The organism is Deinococcus aetherius (assembly GCF_025997855.1).
In the GTDB taxonomy this organism is placed as follows: Bacteria; Deinococcota; Deinococci; order Deinococcales; family Deinococcaceae; genus Deinococcus; species Deinococcus aetherius.
Map to the genome: position 1 here is coordinate 1,267,846 of NZ_AP026560.1, position 23,951 is coordinate 1,291,796.

Genomic DNA, 23,951 nt, shown 5'->3' on the forward strand with positions numbered 1-23,951 from the left:
GGGGTTTTTTATGCCCCCTCCGCGTCGCTGGCGTTCACGTCGATGGTGGGGTGGCGTTTCTCGAAGCGCACGCTCAGGACTCCGGCGTTCAGGCTCGCCTCGCCGCTCTGCGGGAGGACGGGCTGGGGGAAGCGGAGGGTACGGCTGAAGGTCCCGCTCGGGCGCTCGGCCTGGAGGATGGGGTGAGGGGCGTCCCGGCGGCCCGCGACCGTCACCGTGTCGCCGTCCTCCTGAAGTTCCAGGCATGAGGGGTCCACGCCGGGCACGTCGAGGAGCAGGGTGAGGTGGGTGTCGCCGTCCATCCAGTCGGCGGGCGGAGTCCAGGGCACCTCGGCGCCCAGCGTCTCGACCTCCTCCCGGAGGGTCATGAGCTGCTGAAGGCGGGCAAGAACCGGCTCGTTCATGCCCTCCACGGTAGCACCGACCCCTAGAATCTCGCGTGTGACGCGTGCCCCCATTCCCATCCTCACCGCCTCCACGGCGGCGGGGAAAACGGCGCTCGCGCTGGACCTGGGAGCAGAATTCGGGCTGGAGATCGTCGCTGCCGACGCCTTCACCGTCTACCGGGGCCTGGACATCGGCACGGCCAAACCCACCCCCGAGGAGCGCGCCGCCGTACCCCACCACCTCCTCGACGTGGCCGATGTGGGGGAGGACTATGACGTGGCCCGTTACACCCGGGAGGCCGAAGCCGCCCTGGGGGACGTGCTCGCGCGGGGCCGCGTGCCGCTCGTCGTGGGGGGAACCGGGTTCTACCTCTCCGCCCTCGTGCGTGGACTGCCCCTGACGCCACCCGCCGACCCGGCGACGCGGGCGGAGGTGGAGGCCGACCTCGCCGAGCGCGGCCTGGGCGCCCTCCTCGCCGAGGTGGAGGCGCGGAATCCCGCCGAGGCCGCCCGTTTGGAACGCAACCCACGCCGCATCGTCCGCGCCCTGGAGGTCTACCGCCGCACGGGCCGCTTCCCGGGCGAGTTCGGGCATCGTCCTCCCGCCTTCATCTACCGCGTCTTCGCCTTCACGCGCCCCTGGCCGGAGTTGGAGGCGCGCATTTCCGCGCGGGTGGGGGTCATGCTCGCGGCGGGCTGGCCCGGGGAGGCCGCCTGGCTCGCCTCCCAGGTGTCCCCCGACCGTGACCCCCGCCCGACCGTGTGGCAGGCGCTGGGCTACCGCGAGGCCCTGGCCGTTCATACAGGTACCCTCACGCCGGAGGACGCGGCCCGCGTGATCGCCCTCGCCACCCGGCAGTACGCCAGGCGGCAGCTCACCTGGATGCGGACGCAACTCGGCGCCGTGCCCACTTCCTCGGGTGAGGCGGCGGGAGCCTTGCGAACCTTTCTGAAGACCCGCTGACCTCGGCCACGCCTCCACGAGTTCTTTACTTTCGGCCTGTCCATTCAGGCCGGGGGCGGAACGGGCGGCCTCAGCCTTTACACTGTCAGGCGAGCACCCTGTCAGCGAGGTTCTTCGCGTCTCCCGTTCACGGGCCGCCCAGGGCCCGGTCTCTCGCCATTCCCGGCACTTCTCGGGGGAGGTCACGACATGAAGCCCAGAGTTCTCGGCATGATCCTGGCGGGCGGGCAGGGCTCGCGCCTCTCGCCGCTGACGATCAAGCGCTCCAAGCCCGCCGTGCCGTTCGGCAGCAAGTACCGCATCATCGACTTCGCCATCAACAACTTCATGAATTCGGGCGTGTTCTCCATCTACGTCCTCACCCAGTACAAGGCCCAGAGCCTCACCGAGCACATCCAGCGCGGTTGGCGCTTCGGCACCTTCCTCAGCGACTACTTCATCACCCTGGTGCCCGCCCAGATGTACCGCCTGGAGGAGCTGGGCCCGGTGTGGTACCGGGGCACCGCCGACGCCGTGTACCAGAACCTGCACCTGATCGACAACTACGACGCCGATTACGTGGCCATCTTCAGCGGCGACCACATCTACAAGATGAACGTGGAGCACATGCTCCAGAAGCACATGGAGACGCGCGCCGACCTCACCATCGCCGCCTACCCGATGCCGCGCAGCCAGGCGCACCAGTTCGGGATCATGCACGTGGACGAGCGCAGCCGGGTCACGGCCTTCCTGGAAAAGCCCAAGGACCCTCCCCCCATCCCCGGCCAGCCGGACATGAGCCTGACCAGCATGGGCAACTACATCTTCTCGCGCCGGGCGCTGGAGGAACTGCTCGAAACGAGCATGTCGGGCGGCGAGGAGGGCTTCGACTTCGGCGGCGACGTGATCCCGCGCGCCCTGTCGGACGGCTACAACGTGCTGGCCTACGACTTCCACCGCAACCCGATTCCCGGGCAGGCGGGTCCGAACCTCTACTGGCGCGACGTGGGGACCCTCGACGCCTACTTCGCGGCGAACATGGACCTCGTGAGCGTGAATCCCGAGTTCGACATCTACAACCCCGACTGGCCCCTGCGCACGAGCAGCGAGTTCTCGCCCCCCGCCAAGTTCGTCCACGAGAGCGAGGGCCGCAAGGGGCAGGCCTTCAACTCGATCATGGCGGGCGGCACCATCATCAGCGGCGGCACGGTGCGCGACTCGGTGCTGGGCCGCGCCGTGCGGACCCACTCCTATTCCATCGTCGAGAGCTGCGTCCTCTTCGACAACGTGGAGGTGGGCCGCCACGCGCATCTGCGCCGCGTCATCATCGACAAGGACGTGACCATCCCCCCCGGCACCCGCATCGGCCTCGACCCCGAGGAGGACCGGGCGCGCGGCTTCACGGTGACCGAGCAGGGCGTGACGGTGGTGCCGAAGAGTTACACGTTCTGAAAAAGCAGTAGGTGGGAAGTGGTAAGTAGTCAGTGGTTGAAAAGAAGGAAGGTGGGCCGCCCAGACCGGGATTGCCCACCTTCCTCTTTTTCCACTCACCACTCCCCACTGACCACTGACCGCTACACCAACACCGGCTCCACGTACTCCCCGTACACCCGCTTCAGCGTGTCCATCTGCTCGCCCAGCGTCGTGTAGGCGTGGGCGCACTCCAGGAAGGCGGGCATGGTGTTCGCGCCCGTGACGGCGGCGTCGCGCAGGGCGTCCAGGGCGGCCTCGGCCCGCTCCGGGTCGCGCTCGCGGCGCACCTGGGCGAGGCGGGCCTCCTGTACCCGCTCGACCTCCGGGTCGATGAGCTGGATGGGCACCTCCACCGCGTCCTGCACGAAGTCGTTCACGCCGACGACGATGCGGTCTTTCGTCTCGACCTCGCGCTGGTAGCGGTAGGCGGCTTCGGCCATTTCAAGCTGGAAGAAGCCCGAGTCGATCCCCGCCTCTACGCCACCCAGCGCGCGAATCTGCTCGATATAGCCCATCGCGGCGGCCTCGATGTCGTTCGTCAGCCGCTCGACGTAGTAGGAGCCAGCCAGGGGATCGACCACGCCCGCCACGCCCGTTTCGTAAGCGATGATCTGCTGCGTGCGCAGGGCGATGGTCGCGGCCTCCTCGGTGGGCAGGGCCAGCGCCTCGTCGTAGGCGTCGGTGTGGAGGCTCTGGGTGCCCCCCAGCACGGCGGCGAGGGCCTGAATCGCCACGCGGGCGATGTTGTTCAGCGGTTGCTGGGCGGGCAGGCTGACTCCGGCGGTCTGCGAGTGCGTGCGCAGCATCCACGACTTCGGATTCTTGGCCCCGTAGCGGTCTCGCATCTGCCGCGCCCAGATGCGGCGGGCGGCGCGCAACTTGGCGATCTCCTCGAAAAAGTCGTTGTGAATGTCCCAGAAGAACGAGATGCGCGGGGCGAACTCGTCGATGTCGAGCCCCCGCTCCAGCGCCTTCTCAACGTAGTGAAAGCCGTCCGCCAGCGTGAAGGCGAGTTCCTGCACGCCCGTCGCCCCGGCCTCCCGGATGTGGTAGCCGCTCACGGAGATGAAGTTGAACTTCGGCACCACGCGCGGCCCCCACTCGAAGGTGTCGATCACCAGCTTCACGCCGGGCGCGGGCGGGAAGATGAACTCCTTTTGCGCGATGTACTCCTTGAGGATGTCGTTCTGGATCGTGCCGCCGATCTTCGTCAGGTCCTTGCCCTGCTTCTGAGCGTTGGCGATGTACATGGCCCAGATCGCGTTTGCGGGTGAGTTGATCGTCATGGAGGTCGTGACCTGCTCCGGGTCGATGCCTCGGAAGAGGATTTCCATGTCCGCCAGGCTGCTCACCGCCACGCCGCACTTGCCGACCTCGCCCTTGGAGAAGGGGTGGTCGGAGTCGTAACCCATCAGGGTGGGGAGGTCGAAGGCGGTCGAGAGGCCCGTCTGCCCGGCTTTCAGCAGCGCGTGGAAGCGTTCGTTCGTCTGCTCGGCGCTCCCGAAGCCCGCGAACATCCGCATGGTCCAGAGCTTGCCCCGGTACACGCTGGGCTGCACCCCGCGCGTGTAGGGGAACTCGCCGGGGTAACCCAGATCACGCTCCTCGTCCCAGTCCCCCAGGTCGTCCGCCGTGTAGATCGGCTCGGGGTCCATGTCCGAGAGGTTCTTGAAGTTGTACTTGCGCTCGGGGAACTTCTGTGCGGCGGGGAGGTAGACGCTCTGCATCCACTCGTTTTTGGTCTTCATAGGCACCTCGGAAGGGGAGGAAACGAACGCTCGTTAGGTTGGGTATAGGGTAGCAGAGTGCCTGAATCATCATGCGGAGGTCGCCGTTCCCGCCGCACCGTCTCCTACACTGACCCCATGAACCCGACGCCCGAAGAGTTGATCGAGCGCGCCGATGCGGTGGGCGTCCGGCTCGAACTCGTGCGCGGCTTGGCCGTCCGGGAGGCGAGCCCGAATTACCGTCATCAGCGGGAGGTGGACCGCATTCGCGCCTCCATCCGGGCAGGGGCGTCCTCCTGTTCCTGTGAGCATGTGGCGGATGTGCTGTTCCGTTTCGCCGACGGTTCCCTCAAGCGTCCCGACATCGCCCTCATCTGCGAGCCCCCCGACGAGGCCGAGCAGGACGGCGCCATCAGCGTGTTGCCGGGCGCTGTCATCGAAATTGTCGGCGCGGGCTACGAGGCCAAGGACCTCGACCTCGCGCCGGGCTTCTACCTGGGTCAGGGCGTCCGGGACGTGATCGTGTTCGACCCACGTACCCTGATGGTGCTGCACCACCGCCGCGACGGGGTGAGACGCCTGACCTCGCCGCAGGAGTTCGCACTGGAATGCGGCTGCGTCTGCACGGTTTAAGTATCGAAAATACTCCGTCCCCGACCACCCTATCCTGCGGCGAATGTCCACCCTCCCGACCGCCGCCGACCTCGCCATCTTTTCGCTCGCCGCGCAGCATCCCTTGACGCGGGGCTGGGTGGATGATCCCACCCGTCTCGCGCTGCTGACCGAGGAACACGCCTTCGACCTGCAACTCGCCACGGACCTCGACCTGGCACGGCAGCGGGCCGAATTCTTGGATGTGGGACAGCCCCCCGAGGCGTTCCTGAACCGGTGGGAAGAGGTCGGGCCCGACCTGGGCGCCATGCTCTCCATCCGCTTCGAGGGGCTGGACCGGGAGAAACCCTTCGTGGACGCCAGCGTGACCTCGCGGCCTCTGACGGCCGCCGACCTCCCGGTGCTGATGACCACTGGACTCGATGTGTTCGGCGCGTTCCGGCCGGGGCGGTTACGGATCTGGAGTGCCGCACCGATGGACCGGTGGACGGCGGAAGTGCCAGGGGCACGGCCTGACCGACGAGTGCTCGCCGAACCCCTCCGCGAGCTGCAAGAGTGCAAAGTGCCGGACGACCTGACCCTCCGCCCCACCCGCGACCTGACCCACTACGCCGACGCGGTTACCGCCTACGCGGCCGTAGATGCCGAGCATCCCAGTCACGTCGGGCAGGCCCGCATAATGGACGAGGACGATCTGCGAGAGGTCATCGAGGCGGGCACCATGTTCGACGTGATCTGGCGGGACCAATGGAGCGGGTACGTGGGGGCCCTCCCCAAACCCAAGCACGGCCTCCCCACGTACTCGATTCAGGAGATGCTGCTCGCCCCCCACGCTCGCGGCCACGGCCTCGGTCCCCACCTCTCCATCCTCCTCGCCCGCGCTCTGCCCGACGGTGGGCGGGTCCTTCTCGGCACCATCCACGGTGAGAATCGCGGTGCGCGGGGGGCGGCGTTGAGGGCCGGGCGGCACGACGTGGGCGGCTGGACCTGGGTGCCGCTGCCCACCTGAAGGCCGACCCACCCGACAGGGTGACATTCGCCTGACCCTGAAGCCGTCCCATCTGCTAAAATCCCAGTTTGGGTGTCCCGCCCACGGCAGACAGTGTGGCGGGCTTTTTTATGGCAAGACGGGCTGATGGCTGAACGCTGAATTGCTGATAGCTAGCAGCTCCGAATCAGGGAGCTGAGAACGAATGGAATACCGCAATATCGCCATCATCGCGCACGTCGACCACGGCAAGACCACGCTGGTGGACGGCATGCTCAAGCAGACCCTCAAGCTCGGCCACGGCGAGGAGATCGCCGAGCGGGCGATGGACAGCAACGACCTCGAAAAGGAACGCGGCATCACCATCCTCGCCAAGAACACGGCGGTCGAGTACCGGGGCGTCAAGATCAACATCGTGGACACTCCCGGCCACGCGGACTTCGGCGGCGAGGTCGAGCGTGTGCTCGGCATGGTGGACGGCGCCCTCGTCCTCGTGGACGCAGCGGAGGGCCCGATGCCCCAGACCCGCTTCGTGCTCCGCAAGGCCATCGAACTCGGCCTCAAGCCCATCGTGGTCATCAACAAGATCGACCGCCAGGACGCGCGGCCCGAGGAGGTCGTCAACCTCACCTTCGACCTGATGGCCGAACTCGGCGCCAGCGACGACCAGCTCGACTTCCCGATCCTGTACGCGGTCGCCCGCGAGGGCAAGGCGTATAGGGACCTCGACAACCCGCAGCCCGACATGCACGAACTGTTCGACATGGTGCTGGAGCAGATTCCCGCGCCGGGGGTCGATCTGGACGCCCCCTTCCAGATGCTCGTGACGAACCTCGACTACTCGGAATACCTGGGCCGCATCGTGCTGGGCCGCGTGCAGCGGGGCAAGGTGAAGAAGGGCGAGTTCGTCCAGCTGATCCACAAGGACGGCACGATGACGAAGACGCGAATCGTGCAGCCCTTCACCCACCTGGGCCTGCGGAGGATCGAGGTGGACGAGGTGGGCGCCGGGGACATCGTCGCTTTGGCGGGCATCGAGGACGCGCAGATCGGCGAGACGGTGGCCGACCTCGCCGACCCCGAGGCGCTGCCCATCATCACGGTGGACGAGCCGACCGTCTCGATGGTGTTCCAGCCCAACACCAGCCCCTTCGCGGGCAAGGACGGCAAGTACGTCACGAGCCGTCACCTCAACGACCGCCTGAAGCGCGAGGTCATGACCAACGTGTCGCTGCGCGTCGAGGAGATTCGCCCCGACGAGTTCAAGGTTAGCGGGCGCGGCGAGCTGCACCTCTCGATCCTGCTGGAGACCATGCGCCGCGAAGGCTACGAGGTGCAGGTCGGGGCGCCGCAGGTGATCGTGCGCGAGATCGATGGCGTGAAGCACGAGCCGATGGAGCACCTCGTCATCGACGTGCCCGAGTACCACGCGAGCACGGTGATCGGCGTGCTGGGCGGGCGCAAGGGCCAGATGGTGAACATGGAGCCGCAGGGGAACCGGGTCCGCGTCGAGTTCAAGATTCCCTCCCGCGCCCTCTTCGGCTTCCGCACCCAGTTCCTCTCGATGACCCAGGGCGAGGGCATCATGAGCCACATCTTCGACGGGTACGCGCCCTGGTCCGGGGACCTCAAGACCCGCCAGAACGGCTCGCTGGTCAGCATGGAGGACGGGGTGGCCTTCGCCTACTCGATCTTCAAGCTGCAAGACCGGGGCAACTTCTTCATCGACCCCGGGCAGGACGTGTACGTAGGCATGATCGTCGGCGAGAACGCCCGCGAGCAGGACATGAACGTGAACGTCTGCAAGAACAAGAAGCTCACGAACGTGCGCTCGGCGGGCGCCGACGAGGCCCTGACCCTGACCCCGCCGCGCCGCCTGAGCCTCGAAGACGCGCTGGAGTACATCGCCGACGACGAACTCGTGGAGCTGACGCCCCAGAGCATCCGGCTGCGCAAGAAGGTCCTGAACCCGAGCTTCCGCAAGTAACAAGTCAGTCGCCGCCCGCCAGGACCGGGCGAAGCACGAAGACCCCTGGGCTGTCCCGGGGGTCTTCGTCGTTGGGGGAAGGGGCAAGGGGAGGCAGAGGCTGATGTAAGCAGGAGCGGCGAGCTTTCCGGCCCCTCCGCCTTTTGGCGGAAACTTCTTCCCGCCCGGAGGCGTAAGGTGGGGCATGTTCGAGTGGATGGTGCATCCTCTGGCGGGCGTGGCGCTGGCCTTCTGGGCGTCGGTGATCTTCTCACGCCGGGGGCGCCAGTGGCAGCCCGTGGCGCTCGCGGCGGGGATCATCGTCCTGCTGGCGATGTTGGGGGCGGATTGGGTGGTTCACCCGGCGGCTGGAATGCTGCTGGGCTTTTTCGGCTCGCGGGCCTTCCACAAGTGGCGCAGGCGCTGGCCGGGGCTGCTCGCGGGGCTGGTCGCCGCCGTGTTTTTCATGGCGCTGGGGGCGAGTTGGCTGATCTTCCCGCTGAGCGTGATGGCCGTCATCTGGCTGTTCACGGCCATGTCGTTTCCCCGGGCGCCGGAGACGGCACACCTGAATGCCCCGGGGGCGGCGGCCCTGCCCGAGCAGGCGGGGGGATTGCCGATGGGTCACCTTTCAGGACACTCGGGCCACTGGACCGAGCATGTCGAGGCCCGGGCTGCCCGCCGCGCCGCCCGGCGTCAAGCGAAGCGGGCCAGGAAGGAGCAGGAGCGGCGCGAGGAGGTCGGGGAGATCACGCCCGCCGCGCCTTCGGCACCGGAGCCCGCTCCCTCCCTCGCCGCCTATGTGCGCGACGAGCGTCTGCCGGGCGAGGCCAGGGCGCAACTCGCCGCCCTCGACCTGAGAACGAAAGAGGCCCTGACCCACCTGGAAGCCTCGGGGCAGGGGGGGAGCGAGGCGGCCTACCTCGCCCGGGCCGTCCGGGACGAGTACGCGCCCACCGCCGTGCAGGCTTACCTCAAGCTGCCTCCCACCCTGGCGAACGTCGAGCCGCTGGAAGACGGCAAGACGGGCCGGGACCTGCTGCGTGAACAACTCGACCTGCTGCTCGGCGGGGTGCAGGACCTCCTCGGCACGGCCCTGCGCTCGGGCGGGCGCGAGCTGCTGACCCACGGGCGGTTCCTGGAGGCGAAGTTCCGTAAGGCCCGGGGTGATCTGGAGGTGTAGGACAGGACGCAGGACCGTCGTCCCTCACGCGGTCACACCTTGTCTGACTTCTGTCCTTGCCACTTGGGTCATTAAGCCTTAATCTTGAGCCCAGGACTCAGGATTATGACCAGACCCGCCTCTGCCCCCCTCCAGACTCCAGCCCATGCGTCCAGCGACCCCCGTAGCCTCTCGCTGTTGCTGGCGGCGGAGGCGGTGCTGGCGCACCTGCATCCCCGCGCGCCGCTCCGCCTGGCGGAAGTGTCCCTGGATAAGCCGGGGGTGACGTACAGGTGCGCCCCCGATCCCCAGGCGCTCGCCCTGAACCGTGGCCTGCGCGAGGAGGTGGCGCTCGTCGCCCTGGCCCGGGGGGCGATGGCCCGGCTGCTGGGCCTGACCGGGGACGCGGGAACGCCCGGGCGCGACGCCCGCGCCCTGCTCGCCTCCGCCCTGCGCGACCCCGAGGAGCTGGAGGTGCTGGGCGCCCAGATCGCCGTGCTGGAGGCCCGTGCCCGCGCCCTGCTGCGCCGCTCCTGGGCCGAGGTCGAGGTCGTCGCGGCGGGGCTGCGCGAACACGGTGCGCTGGACGCCCAGGCCGTCGCCCACCGCGTCGCCTGCGCCCAGGGCATCCGGGGCACCCTGCTCAACTGAGTGCCTTCACCTGCCTCATCCAGGGGAGGTGCATGGCGGGTCCTTCGGTGAAGAAAAGAACGACTGGGAGCGACTTTCCTGCCCGAAGCGGGAGAATCCTGCCTGGAACAGTCGGAATTGTGTGCCAACCCTTATTTTGCAGGCTGTGTCACCTTCGCGGTTTTGCTCCCGGCGCAGGCTGCGGGCAGGAGGCGAGGCTATGAACGACATGCAGAGGATGCAGGGTGGAGAGCAGATGAGCGTCGTAAGCCGCTGTGGGGCGACGAACTGCCGCTACAACGAGAACGAGCAGTGCATGGCGGGACAGATCGAGGTCGATTTCAGCGGTCAGATGGCCCAGTGCCTGACCTTCAGCCCGGAAGACATGATGGGCGATACCCAGACGATGGGCGCGGGCACCCGCTGACCTGAACGGGGCAGACGGGGCGGGCCGGGAGGAGTCTCCTGGCCCGCCCTCTTCTGCCTACAGCACGAGGACGCCGTGGTGCTTGGCCTTCTCCTGCGGCTCGACGTGGATGGTCACGCTCGCGCCCTCCAGTTCGCTGCGAATGGCGTCCTCCAGCCGGTCGCAGATATGGTGGGCCTCCTCGACCGTCATCTGGCCGGGCACGACGAGGTGGAACTCCACGAAGGTGACCCGGCCCGCGTGGCGGGTGCGGACGTCGTGGATTTCGAGGGCGCCCTCGGCGTGCTCGCTCATCAGTTGGCGCAGCCGGGCGGTGGTGGCGGGATCGGCCCCGGCGTCCATCAGCCCGCCCACGCTCTCGCGCATCAGGCTCCACCCGCTCCAGAGGACGTTGAGAGCGACGAGCACGGCAAGCAGGGGGTCGAGGACGGCCCACCCGGTCAACCCGGCGAGAATCACGCCGACGAGCACGCCCACGCTCGTCACCACGTCGCTCAGGACGTGCCGCCCGTCGGCGAGCAGGGCGGGGGAACGGTGGCGGTGGCCCCCGCGCAGCAGCACCGAGGCCCACACCCCGTTCAGGAGGCTCGCCCCCAGGTTGACGAGTAGACCGGGATACGGAGCGTCCACCGGGCGGGGACTCAGCAGCGCGGGCCCGGCCTCCAGCAGGATGGCGACGGCCGCGAGGACGATCAGGACGCCTTCCGCCACCGCGCTGAAGTACTCGGCCTTGGTGTGCCCGTAGGGGTGGTTCGCGTCGGCAGGCCGGGCGGCGACCCGCAGCGCGATCAATGCGGCGACGGCGGCGGCCACGTTGATGATGCTCTCCAGCGCGTCGGAGTACAGCGCCACGCTGCCCGTGAGGAGGTACGCCAGGAACTTGAGACCCAGCACGACGGCGGCCACCACCACGCTCCCCAGCGCCAGTCGCGTCGTGCTTCGCATGGGCTTGAGGCTAACAGGCTTCGGTGAGGGGGCGGCGGCACCGGGGAGGGGACAGGGAAGGCGCCTTCCCCTTGACCCCGTTCCGTCGATTCAGTTCTGACGCGCGGGCCGTTACTGCCGTCCCCGCCATCCCTTAAGGTGGGCCATGATGACCGAACTTGCCCACCTGTACCAGCGCGACCTGGCAAAACTCGTCGAGGAACTGGATCTGTACCCGGACGAGGCCTCGCTCTGGGGCGTGCAGCCGGGCATCGTGAATCCCGCCGGGAATCTGGCGCTGCATCTGGTCGGCAACCTCAGCCTGTTCATCGGGCAGGAACTGGGCGGCATCCCGTATGTCCGGGACCGCCCCGCCGAGTTCGGCCGCAAGGACGTGCCCCGTGCCGAACTGCTGGACGCCGTTCGCGCCACGGCGGGGGCGGTCCAGACGGCGCTGGCGGGCCTCGACGCCGCCGCGCTCAAACGCCCGTCCCCCGTGACCATTCCAGGCTTTCCCGAGGACGCGAACGTCGAATACCTCCTGATGTCCCTGTACGGTCATCTGAACTGGCACCTCGGCCAGATCAACTATCACCGCCGCCTGTTGTCCCCGCAGGCTTGAAAGAAGGACAGGAGGTCGACTCTTGCAAGTCCCGCGTTACGTCTCTGACGTAACCCGCCCTGCTACAATCCTCCGGTGACTGCCGCGCCGGACCTGCCCGACTCGCCCCTGCTCGCCCAGCTCAACCCCGATCAGGCGCAGGCCGCCAACCACTTCAGGGGGCCCGCGCTCGTGATCGCCGGGGCGGGCAGCGGCAAGACCCGCACGCTCGTCTACCGCATCGCGCACCTGACCTTGCACTACGGGGTGGACCCGGGCGAGATTCTGGCCGTCACCTTCACCAACAAGGCCGCCGCCGAGATGCGCGAGCGGGCCCAGCACCTCGTCCGGGGCGCCGACCGACTCTGGATGAGCACCTTCCACTCGGCGGGCGTGCGGATTCTGCGGGCCTACGGGGAGCACATTGGGCTGAGGCGCGGCTTCGTGATCTACGACGACGACGACCAGATGGACATCCTCAAGGAGGTCATGGGGAGCGTCCCCGGCATCGGCCCGGACACCAACCCCCGGGTGCTGCGCGGCATCCTCGACCGCGCCAAGAGCAATCTGCTGACGCCCGAGGACCTCGCCCGCAGCCATGAGCTGTACATCAGCGGCGTGCCCCGCGAGTCCGCCGCCGAGGTCTACCGCCGCTACGAGTCGCGGAAGAAGGGCCAGAACGCCATCGACTTCGGCGACCTGATCACCGAGACCGTTCGGCTCTTCAAAGAGGTGCCCGGCGTTCTCGACCGGGTGCAGGACCGCGCCCGCTTCATTCACGTGGACGAGTATCAGGATACGAACAAGGCGCAGTATGAATTGACGCGGCTTCTGGCGAGTCGAGATCGGAATTTGCTTGTTGTGGGAGACCCCGACCAATCGATATATAAATTTCGAGGCGCCGACATTCAAAACATCCTCGACTTCCAGAAAGATTACCCCGATGCCAAAGTTTACATGCTCGAACACAACTACCGTTCAAGTGCGCGCGTGTTGGGCATCGCCAATAGGCTGATCGAAAACAATTCCGAGCGGTTGGAAAAGACATTGCGCGCCGTCAAGGAGGACGGGCATCCCGTCATGTTCCACCGGGCGACCGACCACCGGGCGGAGGGGGACTTCGTGGCGGAGTGGATCACGCGGCTGCACGCCCAGGGCGCTCCCTTCAAGGACATGGCGATCCTGTACCGCACGAACGCCCAGTCCCGCGTGATGGAGGAGTCGCTGCGGCGGGTGCAGATTCCGGCGAAGATCGTGGGCGGCGTGGGCTTCTACGACCGCCGGGAGATCAGGGACATCCTGGCGTACGCCCGGCTCGCCCTCAACCCGGATGACGACGTGGCCCTGCGCCGCATCATCGGGCGGCCCCGGCGCGGGATCGGGGACACGGCCTTGGAGAGACTGCTGGAGTGGGCGCGGGTGAACGGCACCTCGGTCCTGACCGCCTGCGCGAACGCCGTCGAGCGGAACATCCTCGACCGGGGCGGGCAGAAGGCGGTCGAGTTCGCCGAACTCATGCACGGGATGAGCGAGGCCGCCGACAACTACGCGCCCGCCGGGTTCCTGCGCTTCGTGATCGAGACGAGCGGCTACCTCGACCTGCTGCGTCAGGAGGGACAGGAGGGCCAGGTGCGGATGGAGAACCTAGAGGAACTCGTCAACGCCGCCGAGGAGTGGTCGCAGACGAACGAGGGCACGATTGGGGATTTCCTCGACGACGCGGCCCTGCTCTCCAGCGTGGACGACATGCGCGCGAGGCAGGAGAACCGCGACGTGCCGGAGGACGCCGTCACCCTGATGACCCTGCACAACGCCAAGGGGCTGGAGTTCCCGGTCGTGTTCATCGTGGGGGCGGAGGAGGGGCTGCTGCCCAGCAAGAACTCGCTGCTGGAGGTGGGCGGCATCGAGGAGGAACGGCGCCTCTTCTACGTCGGCATCACCCGGGCGATGGACCGCCTCTTCCTGACCGCCGCGCAGAACCGGATGCAGTTCGGCAAGACGAACAGCACCGAGGACAGCCGCTTCCTGGAGGAGATCGAGGGTGGCTTCGACCCGGTGGACCCCTACGGGCAGATCATCGAGTACCGCCAGAAGACGTGGAAGGACTACCGCCCGGCCATGCCGAGCCAGCCTGCGCCGAGCGCCGTCAAGAACACCAGCCCGATGACTGAGGGCATGGCCTACCGGGGCGGCGAGAAGGTCAGCCACCCCAAGTTCGGCGAGGGGCAGGTCCTCGCGGTGGCGGGTGTGGGCGACCGGCAGGAGGTGACGGTGCATTTCCCGTCGGCGGGCGCCAAGAAACTGCTCGTGAAGTTCGCCAACCTCACTAAGGTCTGAGCGCGTGTTTCAGAAGGCCCCTCATCGTCGGTGGAGTGCGCTGGGCAGTCGCCTGCGTTCCCCCCTCTCCTCCGGAGCTGTACCAGTCCCCCGCGAGGGGGGAGGAGCAGTAACCCCGCCTGCGTCGTGCCCGTCAGAAGCCGGGTTCGACTCCTAAAACAGGCTCTCAGGCTCAGTTCCGCTCGACAAGGTGGCGCACCTCGCCGGGCCGGACCTTCAGGAACTCGGCGACGGCGAGAGGGTAGACGGGGCGCGAGGCGACCTCGGACAGCGGCACCCAGTCGTAGAAGTAGTCGGGATTGTCAAGCACCGTGAAGCCCACATCGGGGAGTTCGGCAGGTGCCTCCATGCGGAAGTAGAAGCCGATCTCGTGCTGCCTCTTCTCCGGTGGGCCGAAGAAGTTTTCCAGCACGCCCACGAGATGCATCTGTCCGGGCGGCGTGCCCGTCTCCTCCAGCCACTCGCGGGCGGCGCAGGTCAGCACGTCCTCGCTCGTCGAAAGGGCGCCGCCGGGGAGGAACCAGAATCCGAGCCACCGGGCCGTGTTTGCCAGCAGGTAATTTCCCCGAACGCAGAGGACGGCGACGCGGACGCTGAACTTGAGGCCGCCGAGGGGGAGGCGAATGTCGGTCATGGTGGGTAGTCTGGCGGATGGTGACGCTTATGCCATCGGCTTTTTGACGGGGAAAGGATGGTCAATCCCGGTTGAGGGTGTGCCTCACGGTGCCTGCGGGCACGTCGAGAAGGTCACGCACGGGAAGGGGGACGACACGCCGCTCCCGAACTTCGGACAGTGGGAGCCAGATGCAAGTGATATTTGGATTGTCCTTCACAGAGAAAGAGGTCTGAGGCAATTCCGCTGGGGCATCCATCTGATAGGAGAACCCAAGCTCATGCCAGCGCCTGCCGGAGAGGGGGAAGCTCCTCCCACAAGACGCAGTGGCCCGGCGGGGAGGCCCGGTGTGGCCTCGGCAACGAGGATGGCCCCGCCGGGCGGATACAGGAAGTCCACGTCCTTTTCCATATCGACCAGCAAATGCTCGTCTCGCAGGCACAGAATGACGGCCCGGACGCAGAAGATGGAGTCGCCAATGGGAAGCCGAACGTCGATCATCTCTCGACTCTCGCGCTCTGGAAAGGGAATCGCATCGGTCAAGTGGCTGAGCCTTCCGCCTCCGCCCGCACGCTCCCGTCCGGGTCGCCGCGCAACCGCTCCCGCAGGTCTTCCGGCAGGTCCTCCCGGCCCGCCACGCTCAGCCGCACCCCGTCGTCCCGGTCGGTGGCGAGGGTGGGGAGCAGGACAGGGGGGAGGTGGGGGTGACGGGCGGCCGCGCGGCGCACCCCGGCATTCGGGTCGGCGGCGAGGCGGCCCAGCACCTCGTCCCCCGGCGTCTCCGCGTAGGCGGCGGCGCGGCGCACCTCCGGGTCGGGGTCGGTGGCGAGGCGATCCAGACGTTCGGGGCCGAGGTCGGGCCGGACGGCAAGGATGGTGCGGACGGCGGGGTCCGGGTCCTCCAGCAGCAGGTCGAGCACGCTGGCCGCCAGCCCCTCAGCGCTCGCCACATGCAGCCGGATGTCCTGCTCGGGCGAGCGGGCCAGCAGGAGTACGGCTTCCTCGGGGAGGTCGTTGCGCTCCAGCACCGCGCGGCGCACCGTCTCGGACTCGTCGGCGGCGAGGCGGGTCAGCAGTTCGGGGCCCGCGTCGGGGCGGCGGGCCAGGGCCGCGCGCACCTCGGGGTCGGCGTCGTGCTCGGCGCGGGTCAGCCACGCGGGGGGCACCCGCCACGCCTGGAGAGCCGCCGCGCGCACGAGGGTGTTCTCGTTGCCTGCCAGCCACTCGCGCACGTTCCGGGGGAGATCCACCCGCCTTGCGAGCGTGGCGAGCACGTCCGAGTCGTCGTCGGTCGCCAGGGTCAGCATGCAGTCGAGGGGCAGGTCGAGCCGCCGCGCCACCGAGGCCCGCACGATGCCGTGCCCGTCCCCAACGAGGGTCCGCAGCACGTCGCCGGGGAGGTCGGCCCGGACCGCCACCGCCTTACGCACGTCGTAGTCGTCGTCCGCCGCGAGTTGCCGGACGAGAGGTTCGGGGAGGTTCGCCCGTTTCGCCACCGCCTCGCGCACCTGCCACCCGGCGTCCTGAGCGAGCGCCTCCACCCGCGCGGGGCTGAGATTCGCTCGTGCCGCGAGCGCCGTCCGCACCCCGAAGTCCTCGTGCCGGGCGGCGCCGTCGAGGACCCAGCCGGGGGCTTCCGGGAGGGCCAGCAGCGCGATCACCCCCTCCGCCGGGAAGACGCCCAGCAGATTCGGGCGGGCCAGGCGCATCAGGGGCAGGCCGGGGTTGCCCAGCACCTCGCGCGGGAAGTTGGCGGCAAGGGTGCCCAGCACCTCGACGGGGGTGTTGGGATGTGAGGCGACTCGGGCCCGCACCCGCGCGTCGGGGTGGGCGCTCAGGCCGAAGAGGGTGTCCGCCGTCGCCCGGGGCGCACCCGCCGCCTCCAGCGCCCCCTCCACTCCCAGCGCGGTGAGGGTGCGGGGGTCGAGTTCGGAGAAGGTCATGCGGACCAATATGGCAGAAGGCCCGGGGGATGCCAGGATGGGTTCATGCGACTGGCGATCCTGGGCGACGTACACGGCAACCGCTTCGCACTGGAGGCGGTGCTGGCCGACATTCGAGAGGCGGCACCGGACGCGGTGCTCAACCTGGGCGATACGGTGTGGGGCGGGGCCGACCCGGCGGGGGCGTGGGCCCTCCAGACCCGGGAGGCGCCGCCCACCGTGCGGGGCAACACCGACGAGTTCCTGTTGACCGACCCCGCTGAATTGGACCCCGGGACGCGGGCGAACCGTGAGTTTCTGGAGCGCGAGCTGGGCGGGGTGCCGCCCGAACTCGCCCGGCTACCCGTGACCGCGACCGTGGCGGACGGGGAGGTCCTGCTCACGCACGGCAGCCCGGCGAGTCCCTGGGACGCCCTCTTCCAGACGAGGGAGGGAGACTCCTCGCGCCCCGCCCGGCCGGGCGAGATGCTGGAGCGGGTTTCCGCGTGGCCCGCCTCCCGGGTGGTCGTTGTCGGGCACACCCACCGGGAGGGAATCGTCTCCCACGGGGGAGTCACCTTCGTGAACGCGGGTGCGGTGTCGAGGCAGATGCACGGGGACCCGGCGGCCCGCTGGGTGCTGCTCGAACGCCGCGCGGGCCTCTGGGACGTGACCTTCCGCCGCACCGGGTACGACGTGGAGGCTGCGGCAAGTTGGGCCGAGGCCCACGCGCCGAACGGGGCGCAGGAGGCGCGGCTGCTGCGAACCGGGCGACGAGAGTAAGCCCACCTCACTCCCCCCGCGCCACCGTCTCGATCAGCCTGCGGGCGATGCTGAAGGGCGGGGGCAGGGTGGGGAGGGCGCCGACCGAATACCACCCCGCGTCCTCGATCTCCTCCGGCTGAAGCGCGAGGTCGCCGCCCGCGTCCTCGGCGGTGAAGGCGATCATCAGGGAGTGTGGAAAGGGCCAGGGCTGGCTGAAGCGGTAGCGCAGCCCGGCGATCTCCACCCCCACCTCCTCGCGCACCTCGCGGTGGCAGGCGTGCTCCAGCGTCTCGGACGGCTCCACGAAGCCTGCCAGCGCCGAGTACATGCCGGGGGCGAAGTGGGGGCCGCGCGCGAGCAGCAACTCCCGGCCCTCGCCCTCCCCGCGCGTGACGAGCACCATCACGACGGGGGCGACGCGGGGATAGGCGGTCAGGCCGCAGTTGGGACAGACCTTCGACGTTTCCCGCTCGCTGCGGACGGTGGGCGTCCCGCAGGCCCCGCAGAAGCGGTGGGTGCGGTCCCACTCCACGATCTGCACCGCGTACCCGGCAAGGCCGAACAGGTCTTCGGGAAGCACGCCGTACGTGCCGCGCAGGGGACGGAGGGTGAAGCCCGGGGGCACCTCGCCCGCCAGCCGCGCGCCCACCACGGGCATGCCGTCCAGCAGACCGAGCGGGTTCACGAGGTCCACGGGGAACTCATCGGGGCGGCCTCGTGGCAAGGCGCCGTCCTCCCGCAGGAGCAGGCGGCCTTCCAGGAAGATGAAGAGCAGCGCGCCCTCGGAGGGGGCCACCCGCACGGACGGCGCGAAGGAAGCGGGGCGGATCATGCGGGCCAGGATAGAGCGGACCGGTCAGGAAGACCGAGATCGGTGACTTTCCCTCAGCGGTTGAGCAGCTTGAAGGCGTGGCTCCGTTTCGTCCACCCCGAGTTGAACCCGTGCGTGATCCAGATCAGGGCGAGCGGCTCGATGGAGCGGCTCATGATGCTGTCCACCACGACCTTGCCGCTCCGATTCTCCGCGCCCGCCAGCCTGAGAGCGTGTTTCAGAAGGCCCCTCATCGTCCGTGGAGTGCGCTGGGCGGTCGTCTGCGTTTCCCCTCTCCGCAAGGAGGGAGGAGCCACAACCTTGCCTTCATCGTGCCCGTGAGAAGCCAGGTCCGACTGTTAAAACAGGCTCTTAGACCGGACGGGTGCTCTCCCACTTCGTCCCCACTTCGTCGCCAGGAGAAGCATGGCCCTGGAGGCGGCGGCCTCTGCATTCGTGCCCGAACCAACGCCGCCCAGCCTGACAGGTGCAACCTCATAGGCGCGGTGTTCTTGATGAGGATAAGGAGGCCGCCTACTCCTCCAGCCGCAGCACGTCCCCGAAGGGAAAGCCCTCGTCCTCCAGCCCGCCCGGTGTGACCGCCCACAGGGTCGGCACCTCGGGGGGCTGCTCCGGAAAGTCCCCGTACCCGTCCGTCAGGTAGACCAGCACGTCGGGCTCGTGCGTCCCCGCGAGCCCGAAGATAGGCCGGAAGTCGGTTCCGCCGCCCCCCTGCGGCTGGGGAACTGCGTCGCCGGGGCGCAGCTCGAAGGGGCCGTAGGCCTCGGTGTCCGCGTAGTAGAGGATCGCCTTGACGTGCGGGTACGCACCCAGAACCCCCTGCACCTCGGCGACGAGCGCCCGCACCGCCGCGTCGTCCACGCTGCCCGAGGTGTCCACGGCGATCAGCGCCGTCAGCGACTCGTCGTCCAGCGCCTCCAGGTACAGCCCGCGCCCCACGAAGCGGCGGTCGAAGCCCCCGAAGTCCACCGGGGTCCGGGCCAGGAAGCGCCACAGTTGCGCCCGCCAGTCGAGCCTGGAGGGGGCCAGCCGGGCGAGTTCGCGGTGGGCGCCCAGCGGATCGTCGCCCTTACCGCCCGTCATCGCGTCCACGCTGCGCGCCTGGGCGAGGGCCTGCTGCCACTGCCGCGCCGCGTTCTGGCCCGGCTTGCTCCCCCTGGGCGGCGCGTCGGAGGGCGGGCCGTCGAGCAGATCGTCCGACTCCTCCTCGCCCTCGTCCGCCTCCTGCCCCTCCAGGGCGGAGTACACCTCCTCCACGCTCAGCTTTTCCAGGTGTTCGTCGCGCGTGGCCTGGGGGGGAGTGGGCAGCCCGGCGGCGGCGACCATTCCGTTCACGATGGTGTCGGCGGCCCGGTTCCAGCGTTTCTTCTCGCGCGGCCCGCGCCGCTCGACGTGCGAAAGCGCGGCGTGCAGCACCTCGTGGAGGAGCAGCCCGTCGAGCACGTCGGGGGGCAGACTCGCCGCGACCTCCGGGTTCACGTACACCCGCTCGCCGTCGGTGCCCGCCGCGATCACCTCCTTTGAGGGCACGAACTCCGCGTGCAGCAGCAGCGTGGCGAAGAAGGCCGACTTGCCGCGCAGCCGCAGGCGGGAACCGGAGATGAGGTGCCCGAAGTCGGGGGGGGTCATACGCGCCCCCGGCGCGGTAAGTGGTCAGTGGTCAGTGGGAAGTGGGAAAAACACTCACCAAGACCCACTAACCACTCCCTACTCACCACTAACCGTCTCATCCTTCCGCCAAAGCCAGCGTCCCCTGCACCAGCGCCGCCAGCCGCTCGTCGCGCCCCAGGAGCCCGGCCAGCTCGCCGAGTTGCCCGATGGCCTGGAACTTACTGACCAGGGTGGCGACGTAAAGTTGCAGCCACTCGGGCCCCGCGCTCTCCGAGAGCCACTGGAAGGCGTGGTAGGCCTCGTCGGCATTCTGCGCCCGGGCGGCCAGACCCACGACGGCGGCGTAGCGGACGCTGGGCTCGTCGGGAAGGCGCAGGCCCGCTCCCTGGCCGCGCAGCACCAGGCCGAGGTCGGGCAGTTGCTCGTACAGGCGGACGAAGGCGCTGAACTCGGCCCCGGCGGCCTCTCCCACGGCGGGGGCCACGTCGAGGCGGGCGCGGTGAAGTTGCGAGGCCATCTCCCAGGCGCGCGGGCTGGGCCACGCGGGCTGGGCGGGGTCGAGGCGGTGCAGCAGTTCGGGGCGGAAGGTGAGAAAGGCGACCACGTGCTCATGCAGGCCGCGCCCCAGCGCGTACGCCCGCCACGAGTCGAAGTCGGGCCGCACGGTGAGGTGCAGAAATCTGTTGGCGAGGGGCGCGGGCATGTCGAAGACCGAGGCGCGGTCCTCCTTGCGGTTCCCGGCTGCCCACACGAACCAGCCCTCCGGCAACTCGTAGCTTCCCACCCGGCGGTCGAGGATCAGTTGCTGCGCCATTCCCTGCATGGTGGGCGGCGCCATGTTCACCTCGTCGAGAAAGAGGATGCCGCGTCCCGACCGGGGCAGAAACTCGGGCGGGTACCACCGGCTCACGCCCCCGCCCTGCCCGTCGGACTCGGGAACGGGCAGGCCGCGCAGGTCGGTGGGGGCAAGTTGCGAGAGCCGCACATCCACGAAGTCGAGACTGTGACGCTGGGCCACCTGCGCGACCACGCTGCTCTTGCCCACGCCGGGCGGCCCCCAGATCATCGTCGAGAGCTTGAGTTCCCCGGTGGCGAGGGCCGAGAGGTAGGCTTGCAGTTCGGTCGGGGTAAGGCTCACAGGGGAAGGGTAGCGCGCGGGGCCGGGGTGGCGGCCCACTGGGTAAGGTTGATCTGTGGGTTACTACATTTCGGTTACCCAACCGCACGAACCAATTCCCGCGCCTCCTCGGGAAGCGTCCGAGGCGGAGTGGGACAGGTGGGTTGAGGAGGAAGCGCGATTCTCCGTTTACAGCGAGAGATTGGGAAGTCTCGGCTACATCTCGCAGTGGGTGTTCCAAGTCGCCGCACAGCTAGAGCTTCCCCTTCTGGCCTCTTTGTACCCGGGTGGGTGCCTTGAAACTTCGGCTGAACTCGACGCGTTGGAGCAGGAGCTGGACGCTCTGGAAAGGGAGTGGCAGCGGCGTGGGCTTCACCTGCCTGGGGCCGATGTGGGTTGGGGCCGGACCTACGTGGACCTGCTTTTCCCGCTGCAATGCTTTCGGAACGCGTTGGACGCGGCAAGGCGCACGGGCTCTTCCCTGTGTGTTGGGTAGCTCGACGAAAGAGCGTGTTACCCAAGTGGCAGCGCCCGAACTTTGTCTGCTCGACTGTGGGAGCAGCAGAGCGTCCAGCGCAGTTCCTGAGGGAGAGGTGAGGCTGCGGCCAAGAGGGGCTAAGGTGAATGGTAAAGTGGATCACACAAGAGGCTCCTACGCTGACCCCCAGCAGACGCTCGGTGCCTCGGTGCCGAAACCTCAGAGTGCCCTGCTAACGAGGAGGCCCTATGCTCCCCACCTTTCCCCGACGCGCCCTGCTGACCGGCGCCCTCCTGCTGAGCCTCGGCTCCGCGCTGGCCCAGACGAACACCACACCCACGGCTCCCGCCTCCGCGCCCGCGACGGACAGTGAGACGCTGCCCGCGCAGACGACCCTCACCCTGCCCTCGGGTGAGTTGACCCTGCCCTACCTGACCGGGGCCACGCCTTTGCGCAGCGTCAGGACCGCCACGGGAGTCGGCATCGTCTACAGCGGCGCCATTCCCGACGCGCTGGACAGGTACAGCCAGGCGCTCGTGGCGGCGGGCTTCACGGCCGTCGCAGCTCCGACCACACCCTCCACGGCGGCCACGGCGGAGACGGCCGCCACCGGCACGACCACGGGCACCGCCGACGCCTCGGCCACCACGACGACGACCGACACGACGACCACCGACACGACGGCCACCTCCACCGGAACGACCGACACCGCCAGCGGCACGACGGGGACCTCGGGCGCAACGACTGGAACCGCGACGACCGACACCTCGACGACGGGGACAACCACGGGAACGACGGGCACCTCGGCCACCGGGACGACGGGAACCGCAGGCACCACGGGCACGGCGACCACCGGCACCTCCACCACTGGGACGACGGGGACGACAGGCACCACTGGAACGGCGGGGACCACCGATACCTCGACGACTGGCACCGTAGGCACCGCCACGGGCACGACGGACACCTCGACGACGGGGACGGCCACCGGGACGACCGGCACGGCGACCGGGACCACCGGAACGACCGACACTTCGACGACGGGCACGACCGGGGCCTCGACGACGGATACGGCTCAGGGCACCACCGGCACTACAGACGCGGCCAGCACGACGACCGCCACCGGAACGGCAGACACCTCGGCCACCAGCACGGCAGGCACCACGGGGACGACGGGCACGACCGACACGGCCGGGGCGGCAAGCACGGGCGGCACCCCCACCGACGTGACGGCGACCGGCCGCCAGGTCTCGTACTTCGAGCGAAACGGTCAGCGCATCCGGGTGGAGATCCGGCAGGTGCTCGGCTTCACCACCGTCCTCCTGACGCCCGCGTAGGGCGCGAAACGGCGACCGCTCGGCACTCTCCGCGCCAGCTGAAACCCCAGCAATGCGAAGGGACCCACTGCCTCCGGCGGTCGGTCCCTTTCTGTTTCTCGCCCAATATTCGGATTGGAACAGAAATCTGCGTTGGGCGCGCCCCGTGTCCAGCCTCCCCCCCGGTCACCGCAGCGGCAACTCGAACCTCTTCCGGCCCTCGAAACGGACGATGGAGGTATAGCCCACTCGCACCAGCAACGCCACCGCCTCGGGAAAGCCCGCCGCGACGTGTTCGGGCCGGTGAGCGTCCGAGCCGAGGGTGACGGGCACTCTATAGCGGCAGCACACCGCCAGCAGCTCCTCGCGCGGGTAGGGCTCGCCCAGCCCCTTGCGCCACCCGCTCGTATTGAGTTCGACGGCCACACCACTTTCCGCAATCACCTGCACCGTCTCCTCCAACCGGGGCGTGATGCCGGGGTCGGGGATGTGCCCCCGGGTCTTCAGGCAGTCGAGGTGGCCGAGGATGTCGTAGGCACCGCTGCGCGCGGCGGCCTGGGTCGTCAGCAGGTATTCCTCGTAGATGTCCTCCGGCGTGCGCCCGGCGGGAAGCTCGGGCGAGAAGATGCTCCACCGCCCCAGCCAGTGAACGCTGCCGATCACGTAGTCGAGCGGGTACTGCCGCCAGAGGTCGCGGTAGTGGTCGTCCCAGCCCAGAACGTAGTCGCTCTCCACGCCGAGGCGGACGGCGATTCGTCCGGCGAAGCGGTCCCGCACCCCCGTCATCTCGCGCACGTAGGCGGGGAATTCGTGGCGCGACATGGCCGTGCCGGGCAGCGGGTGGGGGTCGTCCCCGAGGTGGTAGATCGGGCTGTGGTCGCTCAGGCCGATCTCGGAGAGGCCCGCCCGTACGGCCGCCTCCACGTAGTCTTCGAGGTTGCCGCTGGCGTGACCGCAGCGGTGGTGGTGGGTGTGGTAGTCGACGATCATGGCTCCTCCCGAGGTCTGCCCAGGGTAGCGGCTTTCCTCCGCCTTCCCCCACGTTCCGCCCCCTCGGGCCCCGCGTATGCTGGTCGGGTTCCCCAACCCGTTCGGGCGCCTCCCCGCCCGCTATACTTTGACCG

22 protein-coding genes are annotated in these 23,951 nt (G+C 68.7%); 12 read left to right on the forward strand and 10 right to left on the reverse strand.

The window, feature by feature from the left end:
- Nucleotides 1–8 precede the first annotated feature (8 nt).
- Nucleotides 9–404 carry an Hsp20/alpha crystallin family protein gene (locus DAETH_RS06375; RefSeq protein WP_264777078.1) on the reverse strand — a complete coding sequence of 132 codons (396 nt, stop codon included), beginning with the start codon at nucleotides 402–404 and terminating at the stop codon, nucleotides 9–11.
- A gap of 37 nt (nucleotides 405–441) precedes the next feature.
- Between DAETH_RS06375 and miaA the strand changes: the two genes are divergently transcribed.
- Nucleotides 442–1,350: a tRNA (adenosine(37)-N6)-dimethylallyltransferase MiaA gene (gene miaA, locus DAETH_RS06380; protein ID WP_264777079.1), complete on the forward strand. Its 909-nt coding sequence runs from the start codon at nucleotides 442–444 to the stop codon at nucleotides 1,348–1,350.
- Nucleotides 1,351–1,539: 189 nt separating this feature from the next.
- Entirely contained in the window at nucleotides 1,540–2,781 is a 1,242-nt protein-coding gene (gene glgC / locus DAETH_RS06385; protein ID WP_264777080.1) for a glucose-1-phosphate adenylyltransferase, read from the forward strand.
- 122 nt (nucleotides 2,782–2,903) lie between these two features.
- Here glgC and DAETH_RS06390 read toward each other — a convergent pair whose 3' ends face one another.
- Entirely contained in the window at nucleotides 2,904–4,550 is a 1,647-nt protein-coding gene (locus DAETH_RS06390; RefSeq protein ID WP_264777081.1) for a methylmalonyl-CoA mutase family protein, read from the reverse strand.
- Nucleotides 4,551–4,667: 117 nt separating this feature from the next.
- On the opposite strand from DAETH_RS06390, the gene DAETH_RS06395 reads away from it, so the two are divergent.
- The 6 genes from DAETH_RS06395 (at nucleotide 4,668) to DAETH_RS06420 (ending at nucleotide 10,314) form a co-directional block, all read left to right on the forward strand.
- Nucleotides 4,668–5,162: a Uma2 family endonuclease gene (locus DAETH_RS06395; RefSeq protein ID WP_264777082.1), complete on the forward strand. Its 495-nt coding sequence runs from the start codon at nucleotides 4,668–4,670 to the stop codon at nucleotides 5,160–5,162.
- Between the two features lie 43 nt (nucleotides 5,163–5,205).
- Nucleotides 5,206–6,150, forward strand: a complete 945-nt coding sequence (locus tag DAETH_RS06400) for a hypothetical protein (protein WP_264777083.1) — start codon at nucleotides 5,206–5,208, stop codon at nucleotides 6,148–6,150.
- A 184-nt stretch (nucleotides 6,151–6,334) separates the two neighbouring features.
- The gene (gene typA, locus DAETH_RS06405) at nucleotides 6,335–8,116 is read left to right on the forward strand and encodes a translational GTPase TypA (RefSeq protein WP_264777084.1); all 1,782 of its coding nucleotides are present in this window, start codon (nucleotides 6,335–6,337) and stop codon (nucleotides 8,114–8,116) included.
- Nucleotides 8,117–8,300: 184 nt separating this feature from the next.
- A complete protein-coding gene (locus DAETH_RS06410) occupies nucleotides 8,301–9,278 on the forward strand; it encodes a hypothetical protein (RefSeq protein ID WP_264777085.1) in 978 nt (325 codons plus the stop codon).
- 105 nt (nucleotides 9,279–9,383) lie between these two features.
- On the forward strand, nucleotides 9,384–9,908 hold the full coding sequence (locus DAETH_RS06415) for a hypothetical protein (RefSeq protein ID WP_264777086.1): 525 nt from the start codon (nucleotides 9,384–9,386) through the stop codon (nucleotides 9,906–9,908).
- A 199-nt stretch (nucleotides 9,909–10,107) separates the two neighbouring features.
- On the forward strand, nucleotides 10,108–10,314 hold the full coding sequence (locus DAETH_RS06420) for a DUF1540 domain-containing protein (protein ID WP_264777087.1): 207 nt from the start codon (nucleotides 10,108–10,110) through the stop codon (nucleotides 10,312–10,314).
- 57 nt (nucleotides 10,315–10,371) lie between these two features.
- Here the strand turns inward: DAETH_RS06420 and DAETH_RS06425 are convergent, their stop codons facing one another.
- Nucleotides 10,372–11,259, reverse strand: coding sequence for a cation diffusion facilitator family transporter (locus tag DAETH_RS06425; protein ID WP_264777088.1), 888 nt, complete (start codon nucleotides 11,257–11,259; stop codon nucleotides 10,372–10,374).
- Between the two features lie 145 nt (nucleotides 11,260–11,404).
- Here DAETH_RS06425 and DAETH_RS06430 point away from each other — a divergent pair, with 145 nt between their 5' ends.
- A complete protein-coding gene (locus tag DAETH_RS06430) occupies nucleotides 11,405–11,860 on the forward strand; it encodes a DinB family protein (protein WP_264777089.1) in 456 nt (151 codons plus the stop codon).
- A 75-nt stretch (nucleotides 11,861–11,935) separates the two neighbouring features.
- The gene (locus tag DAETH_RS06435) at nucleotides 11,936–14,176 is read left to right on the forward strand and encodes an ATP-dependent helicase (protein ID WP_264777090.1); all 2,241 of its coding nucleotides are present in this window, start codon (nucleotides 11,936–11,938) and stop codon (nucleotides 14,174–14,176) included.
- Between the two features lie 172 nt (nucleotides 14,177–14,348).
- Here DAETH_RS06435 and DAETH_RS06440 read toward each other — a convergent pair whose 3' ends face one another.
- Both DAETH_RS06440 and DAETH_RS06445 read right to left on the reverse strand, forming a co-directional pair.
- On the reverse strand, nucleotides 14,349–14,810 hold the full coding sequence (locus DAETH_RS06440) for an NUDIX domain-containing protein (protein ID WP_264777091.1): 462 nt from the start codon (nucleotides 14,808–14,810) through the stop codon (nucleotides 14,349–14,351).
- Nucleotides 14,811–15,328: 518 nt separating this feature from the next.
- The gene (locus DAETH_RS06445; protein ID WP_264777092.1) at nucleotides 15,329–16,732 is read right to left on the reverse strand and encodes a hypothetical protein; all 1,404 of its coding nucleotides are present in this window, start codon (nucleotides 16,730–16,732) and stop codon (nucleotides 15,329–15,331) included.
- A gap of 45 nt (nucleotides 16,733–16,777) precedes the next feature.
- Here DAETH_RS06445 and DAETH_RS06450 point away from each other — a divergent pair, with 45 nt between their 5' ends.
- Nucleotides 16,778–17,494: a metallophosphoesterase family protein gene (locus DAETH_RS06450; RefSeq protein ID WP_264777093.1), complete on the forward strand. Its 717-nt coding sequence runs from the start codon at nucleotides 16,778–16,780 to the stop codon at nucleotides 17,492–17,494.
- Nucleotides 17,495–17,501: 7 nt separating this feature from the next.
- Here DAETH_RS06450 and nudC read toward each other — a convergent pair whose 3' ends face one another.
- The 4 genes from nudC to DAETH_RS06470 all read right to left on the reverse strand — a co-directional run bounded on the left by nudC (nucleotide 17,502) and on the right by DAETH_RS06470 (nucleotide 21,057).
- Nucleotides 17,502–18,308 carry an NAD(+) diphosphatase gene (gene nudC, locus DAETH_RS06455; protein ID WP_264777094.1) on the reverse strand — a complete coding sequence of 269 codons (807 nt, stop codon included), beginning with the start codon at nucleotides 18,306–18,308 and terminating at the stop codon, nucleotides 17,502–17,504.
- 53 nt (nucleotides 18,309–18,361) lie between these two features.
- The gene (locus DAETH_RS06460; RefSeq protein ID WP_264777095.1) at nucleotides 18,362–18,541 is read right to left on the reverse strand and encodes a hypothetical protein; all 180 of its coding nucleotides are present in this window, start codon (nucleotides 18,539–18,541) and stop codon (nucleotides 18,362–18,364) included.
- Between the two features lie 280 nt (nucleotides 18,542–18,821).
- A complete protein-coding gene (locus tag DAETH_RS06465; RefSeq protein ID WP_264777096.1) occupies nucleotides 18,822–19,937 on the reverse strand; it encodes a vWA domain-containing protein in 1,116 nt (371 codons plus the stop codon).
- 97 nt (nucleotides 19,938–20,034) lie between these two features.
- Nucleotides 20,035–21,057, reverse strand: coding sequence for an ATP-binding protein (locus DAETH_RS06470; RefSeq protein ID WP_264777097.1), 1,023 nt, complete (start codon nucleotides 21,055–21,057; stop codon nucleotides 20,035–20,037).
- A 705-nt stretch (nucleotides 21,058–21,762) separates the two neighbouring features.
- Here DAETH_RS06470 and DAETH_RS06475 point away from each other — a divergent pair.
- Nucleotides 21,763–22,848, forward strand: a complete 1,086-nt coding sequence (locus DAETH_RS06475) for a hypothetical protein (RefSeq protein WP_264777098.1) — start codon at nucleotides 21,763–21,765, stop codon at nucleotides 22,846–22,848.
- A 165-nt stretch (nucleotides 22,849–23,013) separates the two neighbouring features.
- On the opposite strand, the gene DAETH_RS06480 is transcribed toward DAETH_RS06475, so the two are convergent.
- On the reverse strand, nucleotides 23,014–23,817 hold the full coding sequence (locus DAETH_RS06480) for a histidinol-phosphatase HisJ family protein (protein ID WP_264777099.1): 804 nt from the start codon (nucleotides 23,815–23,817) through the stop codon (nucleotides 23,014–23,016).
- Between the last annotated feature and the right edge of the window lie 134 nt (nucleotides 23,818–23,951).

Excerpts from the sequence above, each read along its gene's own strand:
- DAETH_RS06425 (WP_264777088.1), bottom strand. The coding sequence starts at position 11,259 with ATGCGAAGCACGACGCGACTGGCGCTGGGGAGCGTGGTGGTGGCCGCC.
- DAETH_RS06390 (WP_264777081.1), bottom strand. The coding sequence starts at position 4,550 with ATGAAGACCAAAAACGAGTGGATGCAGAGCGTCTACCTCCCCGCCGCA.
- DAETH_RS06480 (WP_264777099.1), bottom strand. The coding sequence starts at position 23,817 with ATGATCGTCGACTACCACACCCACCACCACCGCTGCGGTCACGCCAGC.
- nudC (WP_264777094.1), bottom strand. The coding sequence starts at position 18,308 with ATGATCCGCCCCGCTTCCTTCGCGCCGTCCGTGCGGGTGGCCCCCTCC.
- DAETH_RS06475 (WP_264777098.1), top strand. The coding sequence starts at position 21,763 with ATGCTCCCCACCTTTCCCCGACGCGCCCTGCTGACCGGCGCCCTCCTG.
- DAETH_RS06440 (WP_264777091.1), bottom strand. The coding sequence starts at position 14,810 with ATGACCGACATTCGCCTCCCCCTCGGCGGCCTCAAGTTCAGCGTCCGC.
- typA (WP_264777084.1), top strand. The coding sequence starts at position 6,335 with ATGGAATACCGCAATATCGCCATCATCGCGCACGTCGACCACGGCAAG.
- DAETH_RS06450 (WP_264777093.1), top strand. The coding sequence starts at position 16,778 with ATGCGACTGGCGATCCTGGGCGACGTACACGGCAACCGCTTCGCACTG.
- glgC (WP_264777080.1), top strand. The coding sequence starts at position 1,540 with ATGAAGCCCAGAGTTCTCGGCATGATCCTGGCGGGCGGGCAGGGCTCG.
- DAETH_RS06400 (WP_264777083.1), top strand. The coding sequence starts at position 5,206 with ATGTCCACCCTCCCGACCGCCGCCGACCTCGCCATCTTTTCGCTCGCC.
- DAETH_RS06410 (WP_264777085.1), top strand. The coding sequence starts at position 8,301 with ATGTTCGAGTGGATGGTGCATCCTCTGGCGGGCGTGGCGCTGGCCTTC.
- DAETH_RS06375 (WP_264777078.1), bottom strand. The coding sequence starts at position 404 with ATGAACGAGCCGGTTCTTGCCCGCCTTCAGCAGCTCATGACCCTCCGG.
- DAETH_RS06445 (WP_264777092.1), bottom strand. The coding sequence starts at position 16,732 with ATGACCTTCTCCGAACTCGACCCCCGCACCCTCACCGCGCTGGGAGTG.
- DAETH_RS06430 (WP_264777089.1), top strand. The coding sequence starts at position 11,405 with ATGATGACCGAACTTGCCCACCTGTACCAGCGCGACCTGGCAAAACTC.
- DAETH_RS06395 (WP_264777082.1), top strand. The coding sequence starts at position 4,668 with ATGAACCCGACGCCCGAAGAGTTGATCGAGCGCGCCGATGCGGTGGGC.
- DAETH_RS06460 (WP_264777095.1), bottom strand. The coding sequence starts at position 18,541 with ATGAGGGGCCTTCTGAAACACGCTCTCAGGCTGGCGGGCGCGGAGAAT.
- DAETH_RS06420 (WP_264777087.1), top strand. The coding sequence starts at position 10,108 with ATGAACGACATGCAGAGGATGCAGGGTGGAGAGCAGATGAGCGTCGTA.
- DAETH_RS06465 (WP_264777096.1), bottom strand. The coding sequence starts at position 19,937 with ATGACCCCCCCCGACTTCGGGCACCTCATCTCCGGTTCCCGCCTGCGG.
- DAETH_RS06415 (WP_264777086.1), top strand. The coding sequence starts at position 9,384 with ATGACCAGACCCGCCTCTGCCCCCCTCCAGACTCCAGCCCATGCGTCC.